We start from the raw sequence: 19,869 nt of genomic DNA, 5'->3' as shown, positions 1-19,869 counted from the left end.
TCCCCGCGCGCCCGGCGGGTCGGTGGTTCAGGGTCAGTGGTTCAAGTGGAAGTGGTAGGCGATCAGTTCCTTGAACTTCTTCACCAGGGCCAGACAGTCCTTGAACTGGTCGCGGTCGAGCTTGCCCAGGGACTCCGTGCGGACGAGGTTGTCGGTCTGGGTGCCGGACACGCTGCCGTCGAGCCCGGCCTTCAGCCGCAGCGTGGACAGGAAGGTGAAGGCGTCGGCCAGCTCGCCCGCCATGCCGCGGTCGAGAACGCCCTGGTCGGCGAGCGCCCAGATGCGCTCGGTCGTGTTGGTCTCGGCCATGTGCTTCTCCAGCGCCAGCGCGCGGACGCCGTGGACGATGGGGAAGATGCCGGCCTTCTTGATGTCCACCGCCTCGCTGCGCCGCCGCTCGAACAGGCCGCCGAACAGGCCCGACGGCGTGTCGAAGGCGAGCGCCGGGCGGGCGAAGGCGGTGAAGAACATCTGGTTGTCCTGCAGCCGGCCGAGCAGGTAGCCCTTCGCCTCGGCCAGCAGGCTGGCGTCCCCGGCCACCGCCGCCGCGTCGTAGAAGATGGCGAGGTTCATCTGCGCCGCCTCGTCGGGGCGGTGGATCCAGTGGAAGAGGGAATCCTTGTAGAGCGCCAGCGGGCGCGTCCAGTCCGGGTTGGACACCATGATGCGCCCCGGGCAGGGCGGATAGCCGAACGCCACCAGATGGCGGGTGAAGGCGTCGGTCACCTGCGGCAGCGACGGGCAGTCGTAGCCGTCGCGCAGGATCAGCCCGTTGTCCTGATCGGTCTTCAGAAGCTGCTCGCCCCGCCCCTCGCTGCCCATCACGATCAGGCAGGAGTTGGCCAGCAGGTCGGGCGGCGCCAGCAGTTCGAACAGGCGGCGGAAGATCTTGCGGTTCAGCTCGGTCACGAGGTCGGCGATGAAGGACACCTTGACGCCCGTGCCGTGCAGCGTGCGGATCAGCCCGACGATGTCCTGGCTGGCCCGGCCCAGATCCTCCGGCGTGGCGGCGTGGTCGACCTTGAGAGCGACGACCTGGGAATGGTTGGACAGGACGGCCAGCAGGTCGGTCTGCTCCAGCAGGCCGACGACCGCGCCCTGCTCGGTGACGACCAGACGGCGCACCGAATGCTTGGTCATCAGGATCAGCGCGTTGAACAGCAGGTCGTCGCGGTCCAGCGCCAGCAGCTCGTAGCGGGCGAGCGGCCCGACCGGGCTGTCCACCGGCCGCCCCTCCAGCACCACGAGGTCGCGCAGGTCGGTGCCGGTCAGGATGCCGACACGGCCGCCCTTTCCGGGATCGCCGTCGCGGACCAGAACGCTGCTCGCCTGGTCCCGCTTCATCGCCGCCGCCGCGTCGCGCAGGGACGCCCCGGCCTCGACGAAGACCGGTGGGCGGAGGTAGGCCTGCCGGATGCGCGCCATGGTCAGCGCGGCGGTTTCGCGGTTGGACCGCTCGTTGGCCAGTGCGCTCAGCCGGTCGGCGAAGCCCTGCTGGATCACCGCGCCGAAGGCGGCGTTCTCGTGCGCCAGTTCGAGAAGGATCGGGCGCGGCACCAGATCGCACAGCGTGTCCTCCGCCGCGACGAAACTGCGCGCCTGCCCGTCGGAGAACAGCGCCTGGAGGTCGAAGCTGTCGTGGGCGCCGTGCACCGCCACCACCTCGCCGCCCCGGCGTTCGTGGACCAGCCCCTGCCGCACCACGAACAGGCAATCCGCCGGCTCGTCCCGGCTCAGGATCACCCCGTCCCGCGCGTAGACGCCGAGGTCGAGCGCGGCGGCGAGCCGCTGCCGCTGCTCCGCCGTCAGGCGGTCGAAGGGCGGAACGGAAAAATCGAAGGCGTCGGACAAAAGCCGCTCCACGAACCGGTGGGGTGAATAAAAAAGGCGCCCCAAGACCGCGGTCTTGAGGCGCCTTGAAGATTACACCAGCCCCTTCATCTGCGGAAGGCGGGTGCGACCATTCGCTTTAGTGAGCGGAAGCCCCTTCGGCGCCCAGGCCGGTCTGCGACCGGATGTACTGGGCCTTGTAGGCCTCGCGCTCGTCCTGCGCGGCCTTGCTGTTGTCGGTGATCGAGAAGAACCAGATCGCCAGGAACGACAGCGGGATGGTGAAGACGCCCGGGTTGTCGTACGGGAAGAGGGCGGCCGGGTTGCCCAGCACCGACTTCCACACGGTCGGGCCCATGATCAGCAGGCTGACCGACGAGACCAGCCCGATCCAGCCGCCGAGAACGGCGCCACGGGTGGTCATCCGGCTCCAGAACATCGACATCAGCAGAACCGGGAAGTTCGCCGAGGCCGCGATCACGAAGGCGAGGCCGACCATGAAGGCCACGTTCTGGTTCTCGAAGGCGATGCCGAGGAAGATCGAGACGATGCCGATGACCACGGTGGTGATCTTCGACACGCGGATCTCGTCATGCTCCGACGCACGGCCCTTGGCGATCACCGAGGCGTACAGGTCGTGCGACACGGCCGAGGCGCCGGCCAGCGTCAGGCCCGCGACCACCGCGAGGATGGTGGCGAAGGCCACGGCCGAGATGAAGCCGAAGAACAGGTCGCCGCCCACCGCGTGCGCGGTGTGGATGGCCGCCATGTTGGAGCCGCCGATGATCATCGACGGGTTGGGCTTGCCACCCGCCGCCGCCAGCTTGGCCGCGTCGAGGAACGGATAGGCGCCGGTGGCGTCCGGGGCCAGCAGCAGCACGATGGCGCCGAAGCCGATGATGAAGGTCAGGATGTAGAAGTAGCCGATGAAGCCGGTGGCGTAGAACACCGACTTGCGGGCCTCCTTGGCGTCCGACACCGTGAAGAAGCGCATCAGGATGTGCGGCAGGCCGGCGGTGCCGAACATCAGCGCCATGCCCAGCGAGATTGCCGAGACCGGGTCGGTGATGAGGGCGCCCGGCGCCATGATACCGGTCGCCTTCGGGTGGACCTGCACGGCCGTGGAGAACATCGCCTCCGGGCTGAAGCCGAACTTGGCGAGCACCGCGAAGGCCATGAAGGAGGCGCCCGACAGCAGCAGCACCGCCTTGATGATCTGCACCCAGGTGGTGGCGAGCATGCCGCCGAAGGTCACGTAGGCGATCATCAGGACGCCGACGATCACCACCGCCCACAGGTAGTCCATGCCGAACAGCAGCTGGATCAGCTTGCCGGCGCCGACCATCTGGGCGATCAGGTAGAAGGTCACCGTGGCGAGCGAGCCGCAGGCGGCCATCGTGCGCATCGGGGTCTGCTGGAAGCGGTAGGAGGCGACGTCGGCGAAGGTGTACTTGCCGAGGTTGCGCAGGCGCTCAGCGACCAGGAACAGGATGATCGGCCAGCCGACCAGCCAGCCCACCGAGAAGATCAGGCCGTCGAAGCCGGAGGTGTAGACGAGGCCGGCGATGCCGAGGAAGGACGCCGCCGACATGTAGTCGCCGGCGATGGCGAGGCCGTTCTGGAAGCCGGTGATGCCGCCGCCCGCGGCGTAGAAGTCCTTCGCCGACTTCGTGCGGCGCGCCGCCCAGTAGGTGATGCCGAGCGTGGCCAGCACGAAGACCAGGAACATGACGATCGCTTCGAAATTCGTCGCCTGCTTCTGGACCGGGCCTTCGACCGCCGCCGCGTGCACCGACGCGGGGATGAGCGCGCCGGCCGCGACGGCCGCGACGCCCACACGATTGACCAGCGAACGCATCACTTCGACTCCTCCATGATCTGCCGGTTCAGCTCATCGAACTCGCCGTTCGCCCGATGCACGTAGATGCCGGTCAGGATGAACGCCGAGATGATGGTGAAGAGGCCGACGGGGATACCCCAGGTGGTCACGCCGCTGCCGATCGGGGTACCCAGGAACCCCTTGCCGAAGGCGACCAGCAGGATGAAGCCGAAGTAGATGACGAGCATGGCGATCGAAAGCGTCCACGCGAATGCGCTACGCTTCTGCACCAGCTCCTGAAACTTGGGATTCGCGAGAATCCTCTGAGCGTTTTCTTTCATAGTGCGTCCCCTCGCGAGTGCCGAGCGATTTTTGCAAGGTCATATTAGACACTCGGGCCATATGGTCTTTGTAACGAACTATCCCGTCAACAACTTTGATGCAGGCCAACCGCTAAAAAGCGCCTTGACGCAGCCCGCGGCCGTTGTTCCGGAGGTTCGTTCACTAACCCATGGCAGCGAAAGGGCAAGGGGTGCACGAAATATTGTGAAGCGTGGGCTTAAGAATTGGTGCGCGGAAGCCAAGGTATGCGACCAAAAGTCACACCTTCCTCCTTCAACTCCTCCGCTTCCTTGTCGGTGGCCTCGCCGTAGATTCCGCGCGGATCGGTTTCGCCATAATGGATGCGCCGCGCCTCTTCAGCGAAGCGATCCCCGACGTAATCGCAATTCGTTTCAACCGTGCGGCGAACTTCCGTCAAATGACGCATGACTTCCGCCGCGAAGCGCTCGCGCAGCTCCGCCAGCACGGCGGGCGTTGCGGGCGCCGGGGGAGCGGCCGGAGCCCCGCCGCCGCCCGCCGCTTCGGGCGCCGCCTCCGGCGGGCCGCCGTCCCGGGGGGCCTCCTCCCTGGAGCGCCCGCCCTTGGCGATGCGCGGGGCCATCGGGGCTTTGGTGATGTGCGGGTCGCCGCAGACCGGGCAGGCGATGGCTTTGGCGGCGGCCTGCGTCTCGTAGGCGTCGCCGTTGCGGAACCAGGCTTCGAACCGGTGGTCGGCCGTGCATTTCAGAACGAAGAGGATCATGTCCCCGTCGGATGCTCCAGGATGAGAAGAACGGATGGTCATGATATACGGTCGGTGACCGCTTGCCAGTTCAGCACGACGCCGGCGTCTCGGTCAAACACGCGTCATGAAAGAGCGGGAGCGTTCGTCCCTTGTCCACACCGCCGTCCACACCGCCGTCCACACCGCCTTCCACCTCCGCGTCGCCGCACGCCGCGATCAGCCCGCCCTCCCCCTGGGTCGCGCGCTTCGCGCCGCTGGTGCGGGCGGGCGGGCCGGTCCTCGACCTCGCCTGCGGGTCGGGGCGGCACCTGCGGCTGTTCCAGGCGCGCAACCACCCGGTGGTCGGGCTGGACCGCGACCTGCGCGGGGTGGCCGACCTGTCCGGGACGGCGGGGGTGGAGCTGGTGGAGGCCGACCTGGAGAGCGGAGCGCCGGTGCCGCTGCTGCGCGACCGCCGCTTCGCCGCGATCGTGGTGACCAACTACCTGCACCGCCCGCTGTTCCCGGCCATCCTCGACGCGCTGGAGCCCGGCGGCCTTCTCCTTTATGAGACCTTCGCCCTGGGCAACGCCCGCTTCGGCCGCCCCGCCTCCCCCGCCTTCCTGCTGCGCAACGGCGAGCTTCTGGAGGTGGCGCGCGGGCGTCTCCAGGTCGTCGCCTACGAGCATGGCGAGGTCGCCTCGCCCAAGGCCGCGGTGGTGCAGCGGCTGTGCGCCGTCAACGACCTGGAGGCCGGAAGCGGCCTGGACGGCGACCCGGAACCGCGCCCCCTGCCGGCCTGACGGCGCGGAACATTACAAATATTTCAATAGCTGTTCACATGAATTGACGCTTGGAAACGGGGCCGCTAGGGTCCGCCCGCGTTTTTGGGGAGTAACCGTCCTTCGCCACGCCGCGAAGGAGCCTGCGTCAACAGACTCGGTCCAGGCGACCGTGGCGCAGACGGCACCGGCGGGACCGGGCTTGGTGAGACCAACGGCGCGACGTCCCTGAGGGCCATGGGACCGTCGCGCCGTCGGTCCGTCTTGGCCCAGGGGATTTCCGGTTTGACCGCAACCACTCTTCTGCTTCTCGGCTTCAGCCTGTCGGTGGACGCCTTCGCCGCCGCCATCGGCAAGGGTGCGGCGAGCGAGCGAGCGCGGCTGGTCGACGCGCTGCGCGTCGGCGCCTATTTCGGCTTCTTCGAAGCGATCACCCCGGCGCTGGGCTGGATGGTCGGCGTCGCCGTCAGCGCGTGGATCGCCAGCGTCGACCATTGGGTCGCCTTCGGGCTGCTCGCCCTGGTCGGCGGCAACATGATCCGCCAGGGCATGAGACCGGAAGCCGCGCCGGAGTCCGGGGAACAGCCGACGCGCAAAAGCCAGCTCGGCCCGATGCAGCTCGTCCTCACCGCGCTGGCGACCAGCATCGACGCCAGCGCGGTCGGCGTCAGCCTCGCCGTGGTCGACGTAAACATCGTCCAGGCCTGCGTCATCATCGGTCTGGTGACCGCGGTCATGGCCTTCGGCGGCGTGCTGATCGGGCGCAAGGCCGGCCCGCTGCTCGGCCGCAAGGCGGAGGTCCTCGGCGGCCTCGCCCTGCTCGGCATCGGCACCAAGATCCTGGTCGAACACACGCTGCTCTGACCCCTTCCCGGTGCCGCCCGAACCGTATCAGAAGCCGACCCGCTCCACCGTAAAGGCCCGGTCGTGGCTCAGGGCCGGCACCATGCGGCGGGCCTCCTCGACGCGGGCCATGTCCAGCTCCGCCAGGACGAAGCCCACCGCCTCCTCGGCGTCGGCCAGCACCTCGCCCCAGGGGGCGACGATCAGGGAATGGCCGTAGGTCAGCCGCCCCTGGTCGTGGCTGCCGGTCTGGGCCGGGGCGAGGACGAAGCAGCCCGTCTCGATGGCGCGGGCGCGCAGCAGCGTGTGCCAGTGCGCCCGCCCGGTCGGCACCGTGAAGGCCGCCGGCACCGTCAGGATCGCCGCCCCCGCCTGGGCCAGCGCCCGGTAGAGATAGGCGAAGCGCAGGTCGTAGCAGACGGTCATCCCCACCCCGCCCCAGGGCGTCGCCGCCAGGACCGCGCGGTCGCCGGGCCGGAAGGTGGCGGATTCGCGGTAGCTCTCCCCGCCCTTCAGGTCCACGTCGAACATGTGGAGCTTGTCGTAATGGGCGACGGCCCGCCCCCCGGCGTCGAACAGATAGCTGCGGTTGGCCACCCGCCCGTCGTCGAGCAGGACGCCCAGAGTCCCGGCGAGCAGCCAGGCCCCGGTCTCCCGCGCCAGATCGGCGAAGAAGGGGATCGCCGGATGCTCGTCGGCCGTCCTCACCCGCTCCAGCACCTTGGCGCGGCCCTGGACGATCATGCTGACATTCTCGGGCAGGGCGATGAAGTCCGCCCCGGCGTCGCGCGCCCGGCGGACCAGTTCGCCCGCCGCCTGAAGGTTCGGAAGGATTTCCGTGCCCGCGTTGACCTGGACGCAGGCGGCCTTCAGGACGCCGCTCATCCCCCGATTCCCAGGATCGGGTCGAGCTTGCCGGCGCGGTCCAGCGCGTGGATGTCGTCGGAGCCGCCGTAGGGCTTGCCGTCGATGAAGACCTGCGGGACGGTCATCCGCCCCTCGGCGCGCTGCACCATCTCCTCGCGGCGGCCCGGATGCATGTAGAGGTCGATCTCCTCGTACGCCACCCCCTTGCTGTCGAGCAGACGCTTCGCGCGCGAGCAATAGGGGCAGAAGGGCGTGGTGTAGATGACGACGTCGGCCATGCGGAGGGCTCCTTGGCTGTTTTGAACGGTTATAAGATCAACCGCCGCACGGCGTCACCCGTCACGTTGTCATGGCTCCCGTTCCCGGCTCACGTCTTGACGACGCGCGCCAGGGTCAGCGCGTCCACCCGCTCCGCCCCGGCGCGCCGCAGAACCCGCGCGCATTCCGACAGGGTGGCCCCGGTGGTCAGCACGTCGTCGACCAGCACGATGCGCTTGCCGGCCACCCGCGCCTCCAGCCCCGGCCGGACCGCGAAGGCCCCCTGGACGTTCCGCCGCCGCCCCGAGCGGTCGAGCCCGCCCTGCGACGGGGTGGAGCGGCGGCGGACCAGCAGGTCGGGAATCACCGGGCGCCCGGCCTGCCGGCCCGCCGCCTGGGCGAGCAGGGCCGCCTGGTTGTAGCGGCGCCGGAACAGCCGAAGGCGGTGCAGCGGCACCGGGGCCAGCAGGTCGGCGTCGGCCAGCAGCTCCGCCCCGGCGCGGGCCATCCAGGCGCCGTAGGCCGCGGCGGCGTGGATGCGGTCGCCGTGCTTGAATCCCAGGACCAGCGGGCGGCTGCCGTCGTCGTAGGCCAGGACGGCGCGGGCACGGGCGAAGAGCGGCGGTTCGGCGATGCAGGCGCCGCACAGCGGCTCCCCCTCCAGCGCGAAGTCGAAGGGCGTGCCACAACAGGCGCAAGCGGGCGGCGCGATGAAGGTCAAGCCGCTCCAGCACGGCGCGCACAGCCCGCCCTGCCGGTCCACCGCTCCGCCGCAGCACAGGCAGCGCGGCGGCAGCAGCGTGTCGAGAATCCCCCCCAGAACCCTGGTCGCCAGCCGCTGCGGAAGGGCCATGGCGGCACGCCCCTCTCCGTTCAGGTCAGTTCAGGCCGGCGATGCGGTCGAAGATCACGAAGGTGTAGTCGCGCAGCGCGATGTAGATCGCCGGGCCGGTGATGAACAGGATGGCCAGCGTCGCGAAGATCTTCAGGTCCTGCTGCAACGTCGATTCGTTGATGTTGGTCGCCTGCTGGAAAATGGTCAGCAGCATGCCGAGCACCGTGGTGACGACGAGGACCGGGGTGGTGATCTTGATGATGACGATCAGCGCCTCGTAGGTGGCGCCGATGGCTTCCTCGATGCCCATGGCAAGCTCCCGCAGGTTCGCGGCCGACCATAGCACGACGGCGCCCTTTCGCCGATGGTTGTAGCCCGCCGGGGCTGGGCTATATTGCGGGCATGACCACGCCCGACAGCATGACCGTCTTCGACCGCGCGCTCGTCCGCCGCCGCCGCGACCGCGCCGTCCCCGCCTTTGCCGAGCACGCCTTCCTGTTCGAGGAGGTCGCCGAACGCCTCGTCGACCGGCTGGAGGACGTGGCCCGGCCCTTTCCCACCGCGCTCGACCTCGGCGCCCACGACGGGGTGATGGGGCGGACGCTGCGCGGGCGCAAGGGCGTCGAGACGCTGGTGGCCTGCGACCTCGCCCCCGGCTTCGCCCGGCGGGCCGGTCCGCTGGCCGTCGCCGCCGACGAGGAGTTCCTGCCCTTCGTGCCGGAGACCTTCGACCTCGTGGTCAGCAACCTCAGCCTCCACTGGGTCAACGACCTGCCGGGCGCGCTGGTCCAGGTGCGGCAGGCGCTGAAGCCCGACGGCTTCTTCTGCGCGGCCATGCTGGGCGGGGAGACGCTGCTGGAGCTGCGCCGCTGCCTGTACGAGGCGGAGATGGAGGTGGCCGGCGGCGTGTCGCCCCGCGTGTCGCCCTTCGCCGAGATCCGCGACGTCGGCGGGCTGATGCAGCGCGCCGGCTTCGCCCTGCCGGTGGTGGACAGCGACGTCATCACCGTCACCTACAGCGACGCCTTCCGCCTGATGCGCGACCTGCGCGGCATGGGCGAGACCAACGCCGTGCTGGCCCGCCGCAAGGTGCCGGCCACCCGCGCCCTGCTGTTCGACGCCGCCCGCCGCTACGCCGAGCGCTACGCCGAGCCGGACGGCCGCATCGAGGCGACCTTCCAGATCCTTTACCTCGCCGGCTGGTCGCCGCACGAGAGCCAGCAGCAGCCGCTCAAGCCCGGCTGCGGCGAGGTCCCGCTGGGCGAGGCGCTGAAGGGGTCGGCGGAAAAGCTCCGGTAATCCAGAGCGGGACGGCGGTCACCCGATCATCCGGACCGCCATCCAGCCCAGCACCCCGGCGTTCACCACCATGATGACCGGCGCCGCCCGCGCCACCGCGGAGCGCCAGGTGCGCCCCGCCAGATGCCCGGCGAGGCCGACCGCCAGCAGGCTCGGCAGCGTGCCCAGCGCGAAGGCCGCCATGCCCAGCGCGCCGGTCAGCGCGCTGCCGCTGGCCGCGGCCACCGCCACGGCGCCGTAGAGAAGACCGCAGGGGATGAAGCCGAGCGCCAGCCCCAGCCCGTAGCCGCGCCAGCCCGTGGGGTTGCCGAACAGCGGGCGGGCCAGCCGGGACACCCGGTCGCCCCACCAGCGCTGCGCCGCGCCGTCGAGCTTGGGCACCCAGGCGGTCAGCCCCTTCACCGCATAGCCGAGGAAGAACAGCGCCGCGAAGGCCAGCAGCGCCACTGACAGCCATTTCAAGCCCGGCAGCGCCCCGACATGGCCGGCGACCATCGCCGCCGCCGCGCCGATCAGTGTGTAGCTGGTGCCGCGCCCCAGATGGTAGGGCAGCACCGCCGCCCCGGCCAACCGGTGGAACTCGCTCATCCGCGAGGCCGGGACCTGCTCCAGCCGGGCGGTGACCTGGGCCAGCACGAAGGGGCCGCACATGCCCGCGCAATGGGTCGATCCCCCGACCAGCCCGGCGGTCAGCAGCGCGACCAGCAGCCCGCCGTCGCGGTCGATCACGACGGCGCACTGGTTGAGGCCGGCGTCGAGAAGCGTTAGGGCCGAATGGGCGTCCAAGGCGGACCTCCGGTTGGAAGACCGCCCGTGTATAGGGGAAGCCCGCCGCGAAGGCCATGACCTGAGTCAACGCGCTCCAGCCCGCGCCGGGCCGGTCTTCGGGCTCAGGTCTCGGAGCCGGACTGCGCCACCTCATGCACCTCCACCGGCTGGGAGGCGTGGCGGTTCATGATCTCCAGCGCCTGCTGCTCGCGCCCGGCGTCGGCCAGATTGACCCAGAGCAGGATGCCGCCCTTGTCGAGGTGCTGGAGCATCGGCTCGTTGCGCTTGTCGGTCAGCCAGTTCGACATGACCGAGCCCATGGCGCCGCCGCCCACCCCCGCCGCCGCGGCGGCGGCTGCCGCCGCCAGGGCCGTGCCGCCGGTCGCCAGGACGGCACCGGTCGCCAGGATCGCCCCAACATAGGCCGGGAAGCCGACCGCCACGCCCTTCACGCTGCCGACATCCTCCGGCGAGACGTAGGACTGGCGCGGCGCGTCGGGGTCGTGGGCGATGTCCTCCGCCCGCTCCGGCACATGGCCGAGATGGTCGCGGATGGTCTCGTCGTTGGCGAGCACGCTCAGCTCATGGCGCTGGAACCCGGCCAGGGTCAGCTCGTCGACGACCTTTTGCAGGGAGTCGCGGCTGGCGAAGATGCCCACGGCCTCGCGCACGGCGCCGCGCAGATGGCTGGCGGAGCGGTTCGCGTTCGCATCGCTTTCGAAGGTCATGGCGGTCTTCCCCTGTTGCGCTTCCCGGTCGCTGTTCAACCATGGCCGCCGAGCGGAGGTTCCCGTTCGCAGACCCGGCGGCGTCAGGGCTTTGCCGCGGCGGCGGGCGGAGTCACCACGCCGCGCGGCTCCGGCATGGCGCCGAGGAACCACCACAGGCCCAGCGCGATCAGCGCGGCCTTCACCGCCAGGAACAGGGCAATGTGGCGGGCGAGCGGGTTGCGGACCATGGGCGGCTCCATTGCAGCGGGACGCCGTCGCCAAACCGGGCCAAACTGGATAGTATCCCCGGCCGAAAGACGGATCACACACGGATCGCACAAAAGGACGCGCCATGAAACGGTTGCTGATGCTCAGCCTGCTGGCCCTCGGCCTGACCGCCCCCGTCGCGGCGCCGGCCCTGGCCCAGATCAACCTCCTGGAAGGTCCCTCCATGGTCAAGGCGGTGACGTCCAACGACACCAGCGCGCTGCGGCTGCTGCTGCTGAAGGGGGAGAACCCGAATCAGGTCGATTCCACCGGGCGCCCCGTCCTGCTGGTGGCCATCGGCAACGGCCATCCCGAGCTGGTGCGTCTGCTGCTGGACGGCGGGGCCAACCCCAACCGCGCCGACAAGGCCGGCAACACCCCGCTGCACTACGCGGTGGAGGCCGACACGCCGGAGGCCGTGGACCTTCTGCTGGCCAAGGGCGCCAAGGTCGACCAGGACAACCGCCAGGGCATCACCCCGCTGATGACCGCGGCGCGCTATGGTCGCGTCGATCTGGTGGAACGGCTGCTGAAGGCCGGGGCGCAGGCCGACCGCACCGATTTCACCGGCCGCACGACGCTGAGCTGGGCGCAGGACAGCCGCAACGCCCGCGTGGCCAACCTGCTGCGCCAGGCCGGCGCGCGCTGAGGCCGCGATGGGCGACGCCCCGCTCACCGCCCTCCTCGGCGCCGCCCCCCTGAACGGTCCGGGGCCGCTGTTCCTGCTCCTGCTGGCCCTCGCCATCGACGCCGCCGCGGGCGACCAGATCGGCCGCGTCCTGCCCGACCCGGCGGCGCTGGCGCAGCGCGTCTGCGCCTGGGCCGACCGGCGGCTGAACCGGGTGGAGCGCGGCAAGACCGTCCGCCTGCTGCGCGGCGCGCTGGTCGTGCTGGCGCTCGTGCTGGCCGCCGTCGCCGTCGGGCTGATCGTCGAGCGGATCGGGGCGCAGAGCCGCGGCTGGCTGCTGGAACTGGCGGTGATCCTCGCCGCGCTGCGCGGGCGGAGCGCCTGGGCGCGGGTGCGGGCGGTGCGCCGCGCCCTGGACAAGGGCGGCGTCGCCCCGGCGCGGGAGGCCGTCGCCCCCCTCACCCGCCGCCACGCCTTCAGCCTGGACGAGCACGGCATCGCCCGCGCCGCCATCGAGGCCGCCGCCAAGGGCTTCGCCCGCAAGCTGGTGGCTCCGGTTTTCGGCTACGCCCTGCTGGGCGTGCCCGGCCTGCTGGTCTGGGCGGTGGTCGACGGCGCCGACACCGCGCTGGGCCACGCCGGCGTGCGGCACGAACGTTTCGGCCAGACCGCGGCGCGGCTGGACGACGCGCTGAACGCCATCCCGGCGCGGCTGGCCGCGCTTCTCCTGGCGCTGGCCGCGCCCTTTGCCGGAGCGAAGGCCGGCGGCGCCTTCCGCACGATGATGCGGGACGGCGGCAAGGCGGCCTCGCTCAACATGGGCTGGCCGACCGCCGCCATGGCCGGCGCGCTGGGTCTGGCGCTGGGCGGGCCGCACCGCGACGGCGGCGTGGTCATCACCGAACCCTGGATCGGCGACGGCCGCGCCCGCGCCACCGCCGCCGACATCGGGCGGGCGCTGGCGGTCTACGCCGTGGCCGGATTGATCCTGGCGCTGCTGGTGGCGCTGCTGCTGTGGGGGATCGCGGGGTTGTGAGGCGCGGGTGCGGGGAACAAGACTTCACACGGATTGCACGGACGATTTCACGGATTACACGGATTTTTATTTATTCGTCCACTGCCATCCCTGGTGCATCGCGCAAGAGAAACAGGTTTCCAATATCTATTATTAAAAAAAATCCGTGTAATCCGTGTATCGATCCGTGAAATCCGTGTGAAGTCTTGCCCGCCACGCCGCGACCCGCCCAAGAAAAAAGGCGCGATCCCGAAGGACCGCGCCTTTTTCATGTCAGCGGCGAACCGCTGTTACCACTTGGACGCCCGGTGCGCCGGCTTGCCGCCCTGCGAGTCGCGGCGGGCGTGACCACCATGCTCGCTGCGGGCAGGCTCGTTGCGGTTCATCGGACGGCCCTGCGGACGGCCACCCGGAGCGCCGTTCGGCTTGCCGCCCTCGGCACCGCCGTTGGCGTTGCGCACCCACGGCTTCTTGTTGTAGCCGCCGCCGTTGCCGCCACCCGGACGCCCACCCGGACGGCCCGTGGGACGACCGCCGCCGCCGGTCTGGAACGGACGCTGCGGCTCCAGGCCCGGAACGACGTGGATGTCGAGGCGGGTGCCGGTGTAGCGCTCGATGCGGAACAGGGCGTCGCGGTCGGCGCGGGCGGCGAAGGAGATCGCCACGCCCGAGGCGCCCGCACGGCCCGTGCGGCCGATGCGGTGGACATAGTCCTCCGCCGAGCGCGGCAGGTCGAAGTTGATGACGTGGGTGATGTCGCGCACGTCGATGCCGCGCGCCGCCACGTCGGTCGCCACCAGCAGGCGGACCTGACCGGTGCGCAGGCGCTGGAGCGTGCGGTTGCGCTTGAACTGGTCCATGTCGCCGTGCAGGGCGGCGGCGGCGTGCCCGGCGTCGCTCAGCTCCTCGGCCAGCGCATCGGCGTCGCGCTTGGTGGCGGCGAAGATGATCGCCTTGCCGACCTCGGGCAGGTCCGCGAAGTGCTTCAGCAGGCGGCGCTTATGGTCCATGTCGTCGGCATGGTGCAGGCGCTGCTCGACGTTCACCGAGGTGGTGGCGCTTTCAACGGCGACGCGCACCGGGTTGCGCAGCAGGTTACCGGCGAGCTGGGCCATGCGGCGGTCCAGCGTGGCGGTGAACAGCAGCGTCTGGCGGGTGTCCGGGCAGCATTTGGCGATGGTTTCCACATCGTCCAGGAAGCCCATGTCGAGCATGCGGTCCGCCTCGTCCAGGATCAGCACCTCGACGGCGCTGAGGTCGATGCGGTTGCGCGACACGTGGTCGAGCAGACGGCCCGGCGTGGCGACCATGACATCGACCGCGCGCGACAGCAGGCGCAGCTGGTCGCGGTAGGGCATGCCGCCGACCACGTCCACGATGTTGTACTTCATGAACTTGGCGTACTTGCGCGCCGCGTCGGTGACCTGCTTGGCCAGCTCACGCGTCGGGGCCAGAACCAGCACGCGCGGGGCGGCGACGCCGAGGCGCGGCAGCTCGACGGTGCGGGTCAGCGCCGGCAGCATGAAGGCGGCGGTCTTGCCGGTGCCCGTCTCGGCGGTCGCCAGGATGTCGCGGCCTTCCAGGGCCGGCGGGATCGCCTCGGCCTGGACCGGGGTCGGGGTGTTGTACTCGAACGCCTCCAGCGCCTTCACGACGAGCGGATGGACGCCCAGCCCGGCGAAAGCGTTGGGGGTAACGGTGTCGGTGGTGTCGGTCACGGTTGCGTCGGCGACGGCGGTCTCGGTGACAGAGGCCTCGGTGGCAACGGTCTCGACAACGAGGGCGTCAGCGGCGGTCATTTCGATGGACGACAAGTAGGGTAACCTTTCCTCAGGACCAAGACGGCGCACGGCCGCCGCACCAGGATGGTGAGCGGTGGAACGCCGGCGTTTTCGCCGGGAGGAGGTCGGAAGAGGGAGAGGCGTCTGTCCGAAGCTACGGGTGGCCGGGTCCCAAGGAAGGCCATCCCGAAATATCAAAGCGCGTCTCGCTCAAGAGACGCGCGAGCCTCCAGCGATCAAGACGCCTTACATAATGGGTTGCGCTGCACAATCCAAGAAGATTCTTTCACGCCCCCGGTCGCGTCGTGTCCCCCGAGGCGGGTGCCTGCCGTGCGCGCAGCGCATCGCGGATCTCCTCCAGCAGCACCTCCTGGCGGGGCGGCGCCTTCGGCTTGGAATCATGGAGGAAATGCAGGCGGTTGACCTGCCGCACGATGAGGAACAGCGCGCCCGCCACGATGAAGAAGTTGATGAGCGCGTTGATGAAGCGGCCGTAATTGATGGTCGCCGCCCCCGCCGCCTCCGCCGCGGACAGGCTCTCGTAATGGCCGCCGGACAGGTTCAGGAAGTAGTTGGAGAAGTCGATCCCGCCCATGATCCAGCCGATGGGCGGCATCAGCATGTCCTTGACCAGCGAGTTGACGATGCCGGTGAAGGCCGCGCCGATGATGATGCCGACGGCCAGTTCCACGACATTGCCGCGGCTGATGAAGGTCTTGAATTCCTGCAACATGGCTGCGCTCCCGCTTGTTGTCGGGAAGAACGCCACAGCCCAGCCGAAGTTTCCAGGACCGCAAAAGGAAAGGGGCCGGACCCTGCGGCCCAGCCCCCTCCCAGAACACTCCTGACGGCGTTCTTCGCGGCGGCGCTTACGCCACCTTGCCGTGGCAGTGCTTGTACTTCTGGCCCGAGCCGCAGGGGCACGGCGCGTTGCGCGGCGTGTTCGCCCAGGCGTTGGGGTCGGCCCCCGGCACCACCGAGGCGGCGGCCTCGCGGCGGACCATGCCGGCGGGCAGCGGCGCGTCGGCCGGCGGGTAGCCCTGAGCGGCCCCGGCTCCCGCTTCCGCCATCGCCAGCGCCGGGTCGTCGCGGCCCTCGTGCATCTCCTGCGGGGGACGGGCGTACAGCTCCTCCGGCTGCGGAGCGATGCGGATCTCGACATGCATCAGCACGGCGGTCACCTGCTCGCGCAGGGTGGTCAGCATGGTCTCGAACAGCTCGAAGGCTTCGCGCTTGTACTCGTTCAGCGGGTCCTTCTGGGCGTAGGCGCGCAAGGAAATGCCCTGGCGGAGATGGTCGAGCTGGAGCAGGTGGTCCTTCCATTCCTGGTCGAGGATCTGCAGCAGCAGGCTCTTCTCCACATGGCGCATCGTGTCGGCGCCGTAGGCATCCACCTTCTCCGCATACTTGCGGTCCGCGGCCTCGCGGACGCGCTCCTCGATCTCCGGCTCGGCGATGCCCTCCTCCTTGGCCCAGTCGGCCACCGGCAGGTCCATGCCCAGGAGGCGGTTCACCTCCTCGTGCAGGCCGGCGATGTCCCAGGCCTCGGAGTAGGAGTTCGGCGGGATCGCCTTGTTGACCATGTTGGAAACGACCTGATGGCGCATCTCCAGGACGGTCTCGGCGATGTCCTCGGTGTCCATGATCTCGCGACGCTGCTCATAGACGACCTTGCGCTGGTCGTTCATGACGTTGTCGAACTTGAGCAGGTTCTTGCGGACCTCGAAATGGTGGGCCTCGACCTTGGTCTGGGCCTTTTCCAGCGCCTTGTTGATCCAGGGGTGGATGATCGCCTCCCCCTCCTTCAGGCCCAGGCGCTGCAGCATGCCGTCCATGCGCTCCGACCCGAAGATGCGCATCAGGTCGTCGTCCAGCGACAGGAAGAACTTCGAGGCGCCCGGATCGCCCTGGCGGCCCGAACGGCCGCGCAGCTGGTTGTCGATGCGCCGGCTCTCGTGCCGCTCCGTGCCGACGACATAGAGACCGCCGGCCTGCTTGACCAGCTCGCGCGCCTCGGCGACCTCGGCCTCGATCTGCTTGACCTTGGCGTCGCGCTCCGGCCCGTCCGGCAGGTTGGCGAGCTCCATCTGGATGCGCATCTCGACGTTGCCGCCGAGCTGGATGTCGGTGCCGCGGCCGGCCATGTTGGTGGCGACCGTGACGGCGCCCGGACGGCCCGCCTGGGCGACGATGTAGGCTTCCTGCTCGTGATGGCGGGCGTTCAGCACGTTGTGCGGGATGCCGCGCTTCTTCAGCAGCTCGGCGATCAGCTCCGACTTCTCGATGGAGGTGGTGCCGACCAGCACCGGCTGCTGGCGCTTGCGGGCGTCCTCGATCAGGTCGATGATCGCGTCGTACTTCTCCGACGCCTTGCGGTAGACCTCGTCGTCCATGTCCTTGCGCTGGACCGGCACGTTGGTCGGCATGTCCACGACCTCGAGGCCGTAGATCTCCGCGAACTCCGCCGCCTCGGTCATCGCCGTGCCGGTCATGCCGGCCAGCTTCGGGTAGATGCGGAAGTAGTTCTGGAAGGTGATGGAGGCGAGCGTCTGGTTCTCGCGCTGGATCGTCACCTTCTCCTTGGCCTCCAGCGCCTGGTGCAGGCCTTCCGAATAGCGGCGGCCCTCCATCATGCGGCCGGTGAACTCGTCGATGATGATGACCTTGTCGTCCTTGACGATGTAGTCCTTGTCGCGCTGGAACAGCGTGTAGGCGCGCAGGGCCTGCTGGGCGTGATGGACCAGCGCCACGTTCTGGATGTCGTACAGCCCGCCCGACTTCAGCAGCCCGGCCTCGGCCAGAAGCTGTTCCATATGCTCCTGCCCGGCCTCGGACAGGCTGACCGTGCGGTTCTTCTCGTCCATCTCGTAGTCGTCCCGCGTCAGCTGCGGGATCAGGCGGTCGACCTGCACGTACATCTCCGACGAGTCGGTCGACGGGCCGGAGATGATCAGCGGGGTGCGCGCCTCGTCGATCAGGATCGAGTCGACCTCGTCGACGATGGCGAAGTTGAAGGGCCGCTGGACCATGTCCTCCAGCCGGAACTTCATGTTGTCGCGCAGATAGTCGAAGCCGAATTCGTTGTTCGTGCCGTAGGTGATGTCGGCGGCGTAGGCGGCGCGGCGCTCCTCGTCGTCCAGCCCGTGCACGATGCAGCCGGTGGTCAGGCCGAGGAAGCCGTAGATGCGGCCCATCCAGGCGCTGTCGCGCGAGGCCAGATAGTCGTTCACGGTGACGACGTGGACGCCCTTGCCTTCCAGCGCGTTCAGATAGACGGCCAGCGTGGCGACCAGCGTCTTGCCCTCGCCGGTGCGCATCTCGGTGATCTTGCCCTGGTGCAGCACCATGCCGCCCATCAACTGCACATCGTAGTGCCGCTGCCCCAGCACGCGCTTGCCCGCCTCGCGCACGGTGGCGAAGGCGTCGGGCAGGATGGCGTCGAGCGTCTCGCCCTGCGACAGCCGGCCGCGCAGCCAATCGGTGCGGGCGCGCAGCGCGTCGTCGGAGAGCGCCGCCAACTCGGGCTCCAGCGCGTTGATCTGCTGGACGGATTTTTGCAGCGCCTTGACGGTGCGCGTGTTGGCGGTGCCGAAAATCTTGCGGGCGAGAGCACCGAACATGAAAACCTCGGGGGTGGAACGTCGTGAAGCCGGCTTTTTGACCGGTCTCACATAGGCCCGAAGCAAGTTTCTGTCAACGAGACCCGCCCCTTTGCCCGGCCCTTTGAGAGGTGCATCGTGGGGGTGCCGGCCCTGCATGGGGCGGGGATCGGCGTGTGGCGCGCCCTGGAAGCACCACCGTTCCGCCGCCATATCGCCTTGAACACGGTCGAAGCAAGGGGCTGAAGGACGGCGGCATGGCCGCGCATCACGACCGCTTGCCCCGCGCCGCGAACCCATGCTTAATCCCCCGCGGATTCGGGCGCGGGGCCGGATCGTCCGCACAGCCGCCACCAAATCAACGGCCGCCGCCAATCATAAGACGTTCTGTCATGCCCTTGACCGTGACAAGACACATCCGCCGGAAGGAAAAGACTCCATGGTGAATCGAGTGTTCCGCGCCGCCCTGCTGTCGATGGCCGCCTGCGGCCTCGCTCTGGCCGCACACGCCCAGACTCCGGCGCCGACTCCGGCCCCCGCGGCCACGCCCGCCCCCGCCGCGCAGGCCGCTCCCGCCACGGCGGACGCCGATCCGGTGGTGGCGCGCGTCAACGGCGAGGCGGTCCACCGCTCCGACGTCCAGCGCATGGTCGCCCAGCTTCCGCCGCAGGTGCAGCAGATGCCGCTGGAGATGATCTACCCGGCGGTGATCGAACAGCTGGTGAACTCCAAGCTGGTGGCCGAGGCCGGCTACAAGGCCAACCTCGCCGGCACGCCGGAGGTCAAGGACGAGATCAAGCGCGCCGAGGAGCGCGCGGTGCAGCGCGCCTACATCCAGAAGGAGGTGCAGTCGCGCATCACCCCGGCCAAGCTGGACGAGGCCTATCAGGCCTTCCTGAAGCAGAACCCGGCCCAGGAAGAGGTCAAGGCCAGCCACATCCTCGTCGAGAAGGAGGACGAGGCCAAGGCGATCATCGCCCAGCTCAAGAAGGGCGGCGACTTCGCCAAGCTGGCCAAGGAGAAGTCGAAGGACCCGGTGGCCGCCGAGCAGGGCGGCGACCTCGGCTACTTCACCAAGGAGACGATGGTCGAGCCCTTCGCCGACGCCGCCTTCGCCATGAAGAAGGGCGAGGTGAGCAAGGAGCCGGTGAAGACGCAGTTCGGCTGGCACATCATCAAGGTCGAGGACAAGCGCACCCAGCCGCAGCCGACCCTGGACGAGGTGAAGCCGCAGCTCGAGCAGCAGCTCAGCAAGGACATCGTGACCAACGTCGTCGACGACCTGCGCAAGGTCGCCAAGGTCGAGACCTTCCAGCTCGACGGCTCGCCGATGCCGAAGGAAGAGCCGGCCACGGACGCGCCGGCCCAGAGCGCTCCGAAGGCCGAAGAGCCGAAGAAGAACTAAGGTCCGGCAGCGGTTGCCCCCACCCTTCCCACGGCTGACGCCGCGGGCCCCTTCCCTCCCCCGCTGCGCGGGAGAGGGAGATTGGTCCCCTCCCCTGCGAAGCGGGGGAGGGTTAGGG

At 69.4% G+C, this 19,869-nt stretch carries 20 protein-coding genes and 1 riboswitch; of the genes, 6 read left to right on the top strand and 14 right to left on the bottom strand.

Annotated features, from left to right (window positions below):
* Positions 1–33: 33 nt before the first annotated feature.
* From DXK32_RS13880 to DXK32_RS13865, 4 genes are all read right to left on the bottom strand, one after another.
* Positions 34–1,851: a putative nucleotidyltransferase substrate binding domain-containing protein gene (locus DXK32_RS13880; protein WP_247877137.1), complete on the bottom strand. Its 1,818-nt coding sequence runs from the start codon at positions 1,849–1,851 to the stop codon at positions 34–36.
* 118 nt (positions 1,852–1,969) lie between these two features.
* Positions 1,970–3,688, bottom strand: a complete 1,719-nt coding sequence (locus tag DXK32_RS13875; RefSeq protein ID WP_114859048.1) for a cation acetate symporter — start codon at positions 3,686–3,688, stop codon at positions 1,970–1,972.
* Complete coding sequence (locus tag DXK32_RS13870) at positions 3,688–3,990, bottom strand: DUF485 domain-containing protein (protein WP_014239204.1); 303 nt, start codon at positions 3,988–3,990, stop codon at positions 3,688–3,690. The genes DXK32_RS13875 and DXK32_RS13870 overlap by 1 nt, the downstream gene beginning before the upstream one ends.
* 218 nt (positions 3,991–4,208) lie before the next feature.
* Positions 4,209–4,775: a DUF1178 family protein gene (locus DXK32_RS13865; RefSeq protein ID WP_432612344.1), complete on the bottom strand. Its 567-nt coding sequence runs from the start codon at positions 4,773–4,775 to the stop codon at positions 4,209–4,211.
* Positions 4,776–4,864: 89 nt separating this feature from the next.
* Between DXK32_RS13865 and DXK32_RS13860 the strand changes: the two genes are divergently transcribed.
* Positions 4,865–5,497 carry a class I SAM-dependent methyltransferase gene (locus DXK32_RS13860; RefSeq protein ID WP_114859046.1) on the top strand — a complete coding sequence of 211 codons (633 nt, stop codon included), beginning with the start codon at positions 4,865–4,867 and terminating at the stop codon, positions 5,495–5,497.
* 72 nt (positions 5,498–5,569) lie between these two features.
* Positions 5,570–5,680: riboswitch (yybP-ykoY riboswitch) on the top strand.
* 81 nt (positions 5,681–5,761) lie between these two features.
* Positions 5,762–6,340 (top strand): manganese efflux pump MntP, encoded by a 579-nt coding sequence (locus DXK32_RS13855; RefSeq protein WP_162801175.1) that lies wholly within the window; start codon positions 5,762–5,764, stop codon positions 6,338–6,340.
* A 27-nt stretch (positions 6,341–6,367) separates the two neighbouring features.
* Here the strand turns inward: DXK32_RS13855 and DXK32_RS13850 are convergent, their stop codons facing one another.
* The 4 genes from DXK32_RS13850 to DXK32_RS13835 all read right to left on the bottom strand — a co-directional run bounded on the left by DXK32_RS13850 (position 6,368) and on the right by DXK32_RS13835 (position 8,589).
* Positions 6,368–7,204 (bottom strand): carbon-nitrogen hydrolase family protein, encoded by an 837-nt coding sequence (locus tag DXK32_RS13850; RefSeq protein ID WP_114859044.1) that lies wholly within the window; start codon positions 7,202–7,204, stop codon positions 6,368–6,370.
* Complete coding sequence (gene grxC / locus DXK32_RS13845) at positions 7,201–7,464, bottom strand: glutaredoxin 3 (protein ID WP_114859043.1); 264 nt, start codon at positions 7,462–7,464, stop codon at positions 7,201–7,203. The genes DXK32_RS13850 and grxC overlap by 4 nt, the downstream gene beginning before the upstream one ends.
* Before the next feature lie 89 nt (positions 7,465–7,553).
* Positions 7,554–8,297, bottom strand: a complete 744-nt coding sequence (locus DXK32_RS13840; protein ID WP_114859042.1) for a ComF family protein — start codon at positions 8,295–8,297, stop codon at positions 7,554–7,556.
* 25 nt (positions 8,298–8,322) lie between these two features.
* Entirely contained in the window at positions 8,323–8,589 is a 267-nt protein-coding gene (locus DXK32_RS13835) for a flagellar biosynthetic protein FliQ (protein ID WP_035669536.1), read from the bottom strand.
* Between the two features lie 92 nt (positions 8,590–8,681).
* On the opposite strand from DXK32_RS13835, the gene DXK32_RS13830 reads away from it, so the two are divergent.
* Positions 8,682–9,578, top strand: a complete 897-nt coding sequence (locus DXK32_RS13830) for a methyltransferase domain-containing protein (RefSeq protein ID WP_114859041.1) — start codon at positions 8,682–8,684, stop codon at positions 9,576–9,578.
* Positions 9,579–9,596: 18 nt separating this feature from the next.
* On the opposite strand, the gene DXK32_RS13825 is transcribed toward DXK32_RS13830, so the two are convergent.
* From DXK32_RS13825 to DXK32_RS32655, 3 genes are all read right to left on the bottom strand, one after another.
* On the bottom strand, positions 9,597–10,364 hold the full coding sequence (locus DXK32_RS13825) for a sulfite exporter TauE/SafE family protein (RefSeq protein WP_114859040.1): 768 nt from the start codon (positions 10,362–10,364) through the stop codon (positions 9,597–9,599).
* Positions 10,365–10,468: 104 nt separating this feature from the next.
* Positions 10,469–11,074 (bottom strand): hypothetical protein, encoded by a 606-nt coding sequence (locus tag DXK32_RS13820; RefSeq protein ID WP_114859039.1) that lies wholly within the window; start codon positions 11,072–11,074, stop codon positions 10,469–10,471.
* Positions 11,075–11,157: 83 nt separating this feature from the next.
* Positions 11,158–11,304, bottom strand: a complete 147-nt coding sequence (locus DXK32_RS32655; protein WP_205215714.1) for a hypothetical protein — start codon at positions 11,302–11,304, stop codon at positions 11,158–11,160.
* 104 nt (positions 11,305–11,408) lie between these two features.
* Between DXK32_RS32655 and DXK32_RS13815 the strand changes: the two genes are divergently transcribed.
* Both DXK32_RS13815 and DXK32_RS13810 read left to right on the top strand, forming a co-directional pair.
* A complete protein-coding gene (locus tag DXK32_RS13815) occupies positions 11,409–11,972 on the top strand; it encodes an ankyrin repeat domain-containing protein (protein WP_114859038.1) in 564 nt (187 codons plus the stop codon).
* 7 nt (positions 11,973–11,979) lie between these two features.
* Complete coding sequence (locus DXK32_RS13810; protein WP_114859037.1) at positions 11,980–12,987, top strand: cobalamin biosynthesis protein CobD/CbiB; 1,008 nt, start codon at positions 11,980–11,982, stop codon at positions 12,985–12,987.
* A gap of 269 nt (positions 12,988–13,256) precedes the next feature.
* On the opposite strand, the gene DXK32_RS13805 is transcribed toward DXK32_RS13810, so the two are convergent.
* From DXK32_RS13805 to secA, 3 genes are all read right to left on the bottom strand, one after another.
* Positions 13,257–14,780 (bottom strand): DEAD/DEAH box helicase, encoded by a 1,524-nt coding sequence (locus DXK32_RS13805; RefSeq protein WP_247877136.1) that lies wholly within the window; start codon positions 14,778–14,780, stop codon positions 13,257–13,259.
* Between the two features lie 253 nt (positions 14,781–15,033).
* Entirely contained in the window at positions 15,034–15,480 is a 447-nt protein-coding gene (gene mscL / locus DXK32_RS13800) for a large conductance mechanosensitive channel protein MscL (protein WP_114859035.1), read from the bottom strand.
* A 136-nt stretch (positions 15,481–15,616) separates the two neighbouring features.
* Positions 15,617–18,367, bottom strand: a complete 2,751-nt coding sequence (gene secA, locus DXK32_RS13795; RefSeq protein ID WP_114859034.1) for a preprotein translocase subunit SecA — start codon at positions 18,365–18,367, stop codon at positions 15,617–15,619.
* 418 nt (positions 18,368–18,785) lie between these two features.
* Here secA and DXK32_RS13790 point away from each other — a divergent pair, with 418 nt between their 5' ends.
* Positions 18,786–19,751, top strand: coding sequence for a peptidylprolyl isomerase (locus DXK32_RS13790; RefSeq protein WP_114859033.1), 966 nt, complete (start codon positions 18,786–18,788; stop codon positions 19,749–19,751).
* The last annotated feature ends 118 nt before the right edge of the window (positions 19,752–19,869 follow it).

This window comes from Azospirillum brasilense (genome assembly GCF_003349955.1).
Lineage (GTDB): Bacteria > Pseudomonadota > Alphaproteobacteria > Azospirillales > Azospirillaceae > Azospirillum > Azospirillum brasilense_B.
Note: the sequence above shows the minus strand (reverse complement) of the source record. Positions and strands in the feature narration are given on the sequence as shown.

Coding starts and splice junctions, on each gene's coding strand:
- DXK32_RS13810 (WP_114859037.1), top strand. CDS start 11,980: ATGGGCGACGCCCCGCTCACCGCCCTCCTCGGCGCCGCCCCCCTGAAC.
- mscL (WP_114859035.1), bottom strand. CDS start 15,480: ATGTTGCAGGAATTCAAGACCTTCATCAGCCGCGGCAATGTCGTGGAA.
- DXK32_RS13815 (WP_114859038.1), top strand. CDS start 11,409: ATGAAACGGTTGCTGATGCTCAGCCTGCTGGCCCTCGGCCTGACCGCC.
- DXK32_RS13850 (WP_114859044.1), bottom strand. CDS start 7,204: ATGAGCGGCGTCCTGAAGGCCGCCTGCGTCCAGGTCAACGCGGGCACG.
- DXK32_RS13790 (WP_114859033.1), top strand. CDS start 18,786: ATGGTGAATCGAGTGTTCCGCGCCGCCCTGCTGTCGATGGCCGCCTGC.
- DXK32_RS13875 (WP_114859048.1), bottom strand. CDS start 3,688: ATGCGTTCGCTGGTCAATCGTGTGGGCGTCGCGGCCGTCGCGGCCGGC.
- DXK32_RS13870 (WP_014239204.1), bottom strand. CDS start 3,990: ATGAAAGAAAACGCTCAGAGGATTCTCGCGAATCCCAAGTTTCAGGAG.
- DXK32_RS13835 (WP_035669536.1), bottom strand. CDS start 8,589: ATGGGCATCGAGGAAGCCATCGGCGCCACCTACGAGGCGCTGATCGTC.
- DXK32_RS13830 (WP_114859041.1), top strand. CDS start 8,682: ATGACCACGCCCGACAGCATGACCGTCTTCGACCGCGCGCTCGTCCGC.
- DXK32_RS13840 (WP_114859042.1), bottom strand. CDS start 8,297: ATGGCCCTTCCGCAGCGGCTGGCGACCAGGGTTCTGGGGGGGATTCTC.
- DXK32_RS13865 (WP_432612344.1), bottom strand. CDS start 4,775: ATGACCATCCGTTCTTCTCATCCTGGAGCATCCGACGGGGACATGATC.
- secA (WP_114859034.1), bottom strand. CDS start 18,367: ATGTTCGGTGCTCTCGCCCGCAAGATTTTCGGCACCGCCAACACGCGC.
- grxC (WP_114859043.1), bottom strand. CDS start 7,464: ATGGCCGACGTCGTCATCTACACCACGCCCTTCTGCCCCTATTGCTCG.
- DXK32_RS13820 (WP_114859039.1), bottom strand. CDS start 11,074: ATGACCTTCGAAAGCGATGCGAACGCGAACCGCTCCGCCAGCCATCTG.
- DXK32_RS32655 (WP_205215714.1), bottom strand. CDS start 11,304: ATGGTCCGCAACCCGCTCGCCCGCCACATTGCCCTGTTCCTGGCGGTG.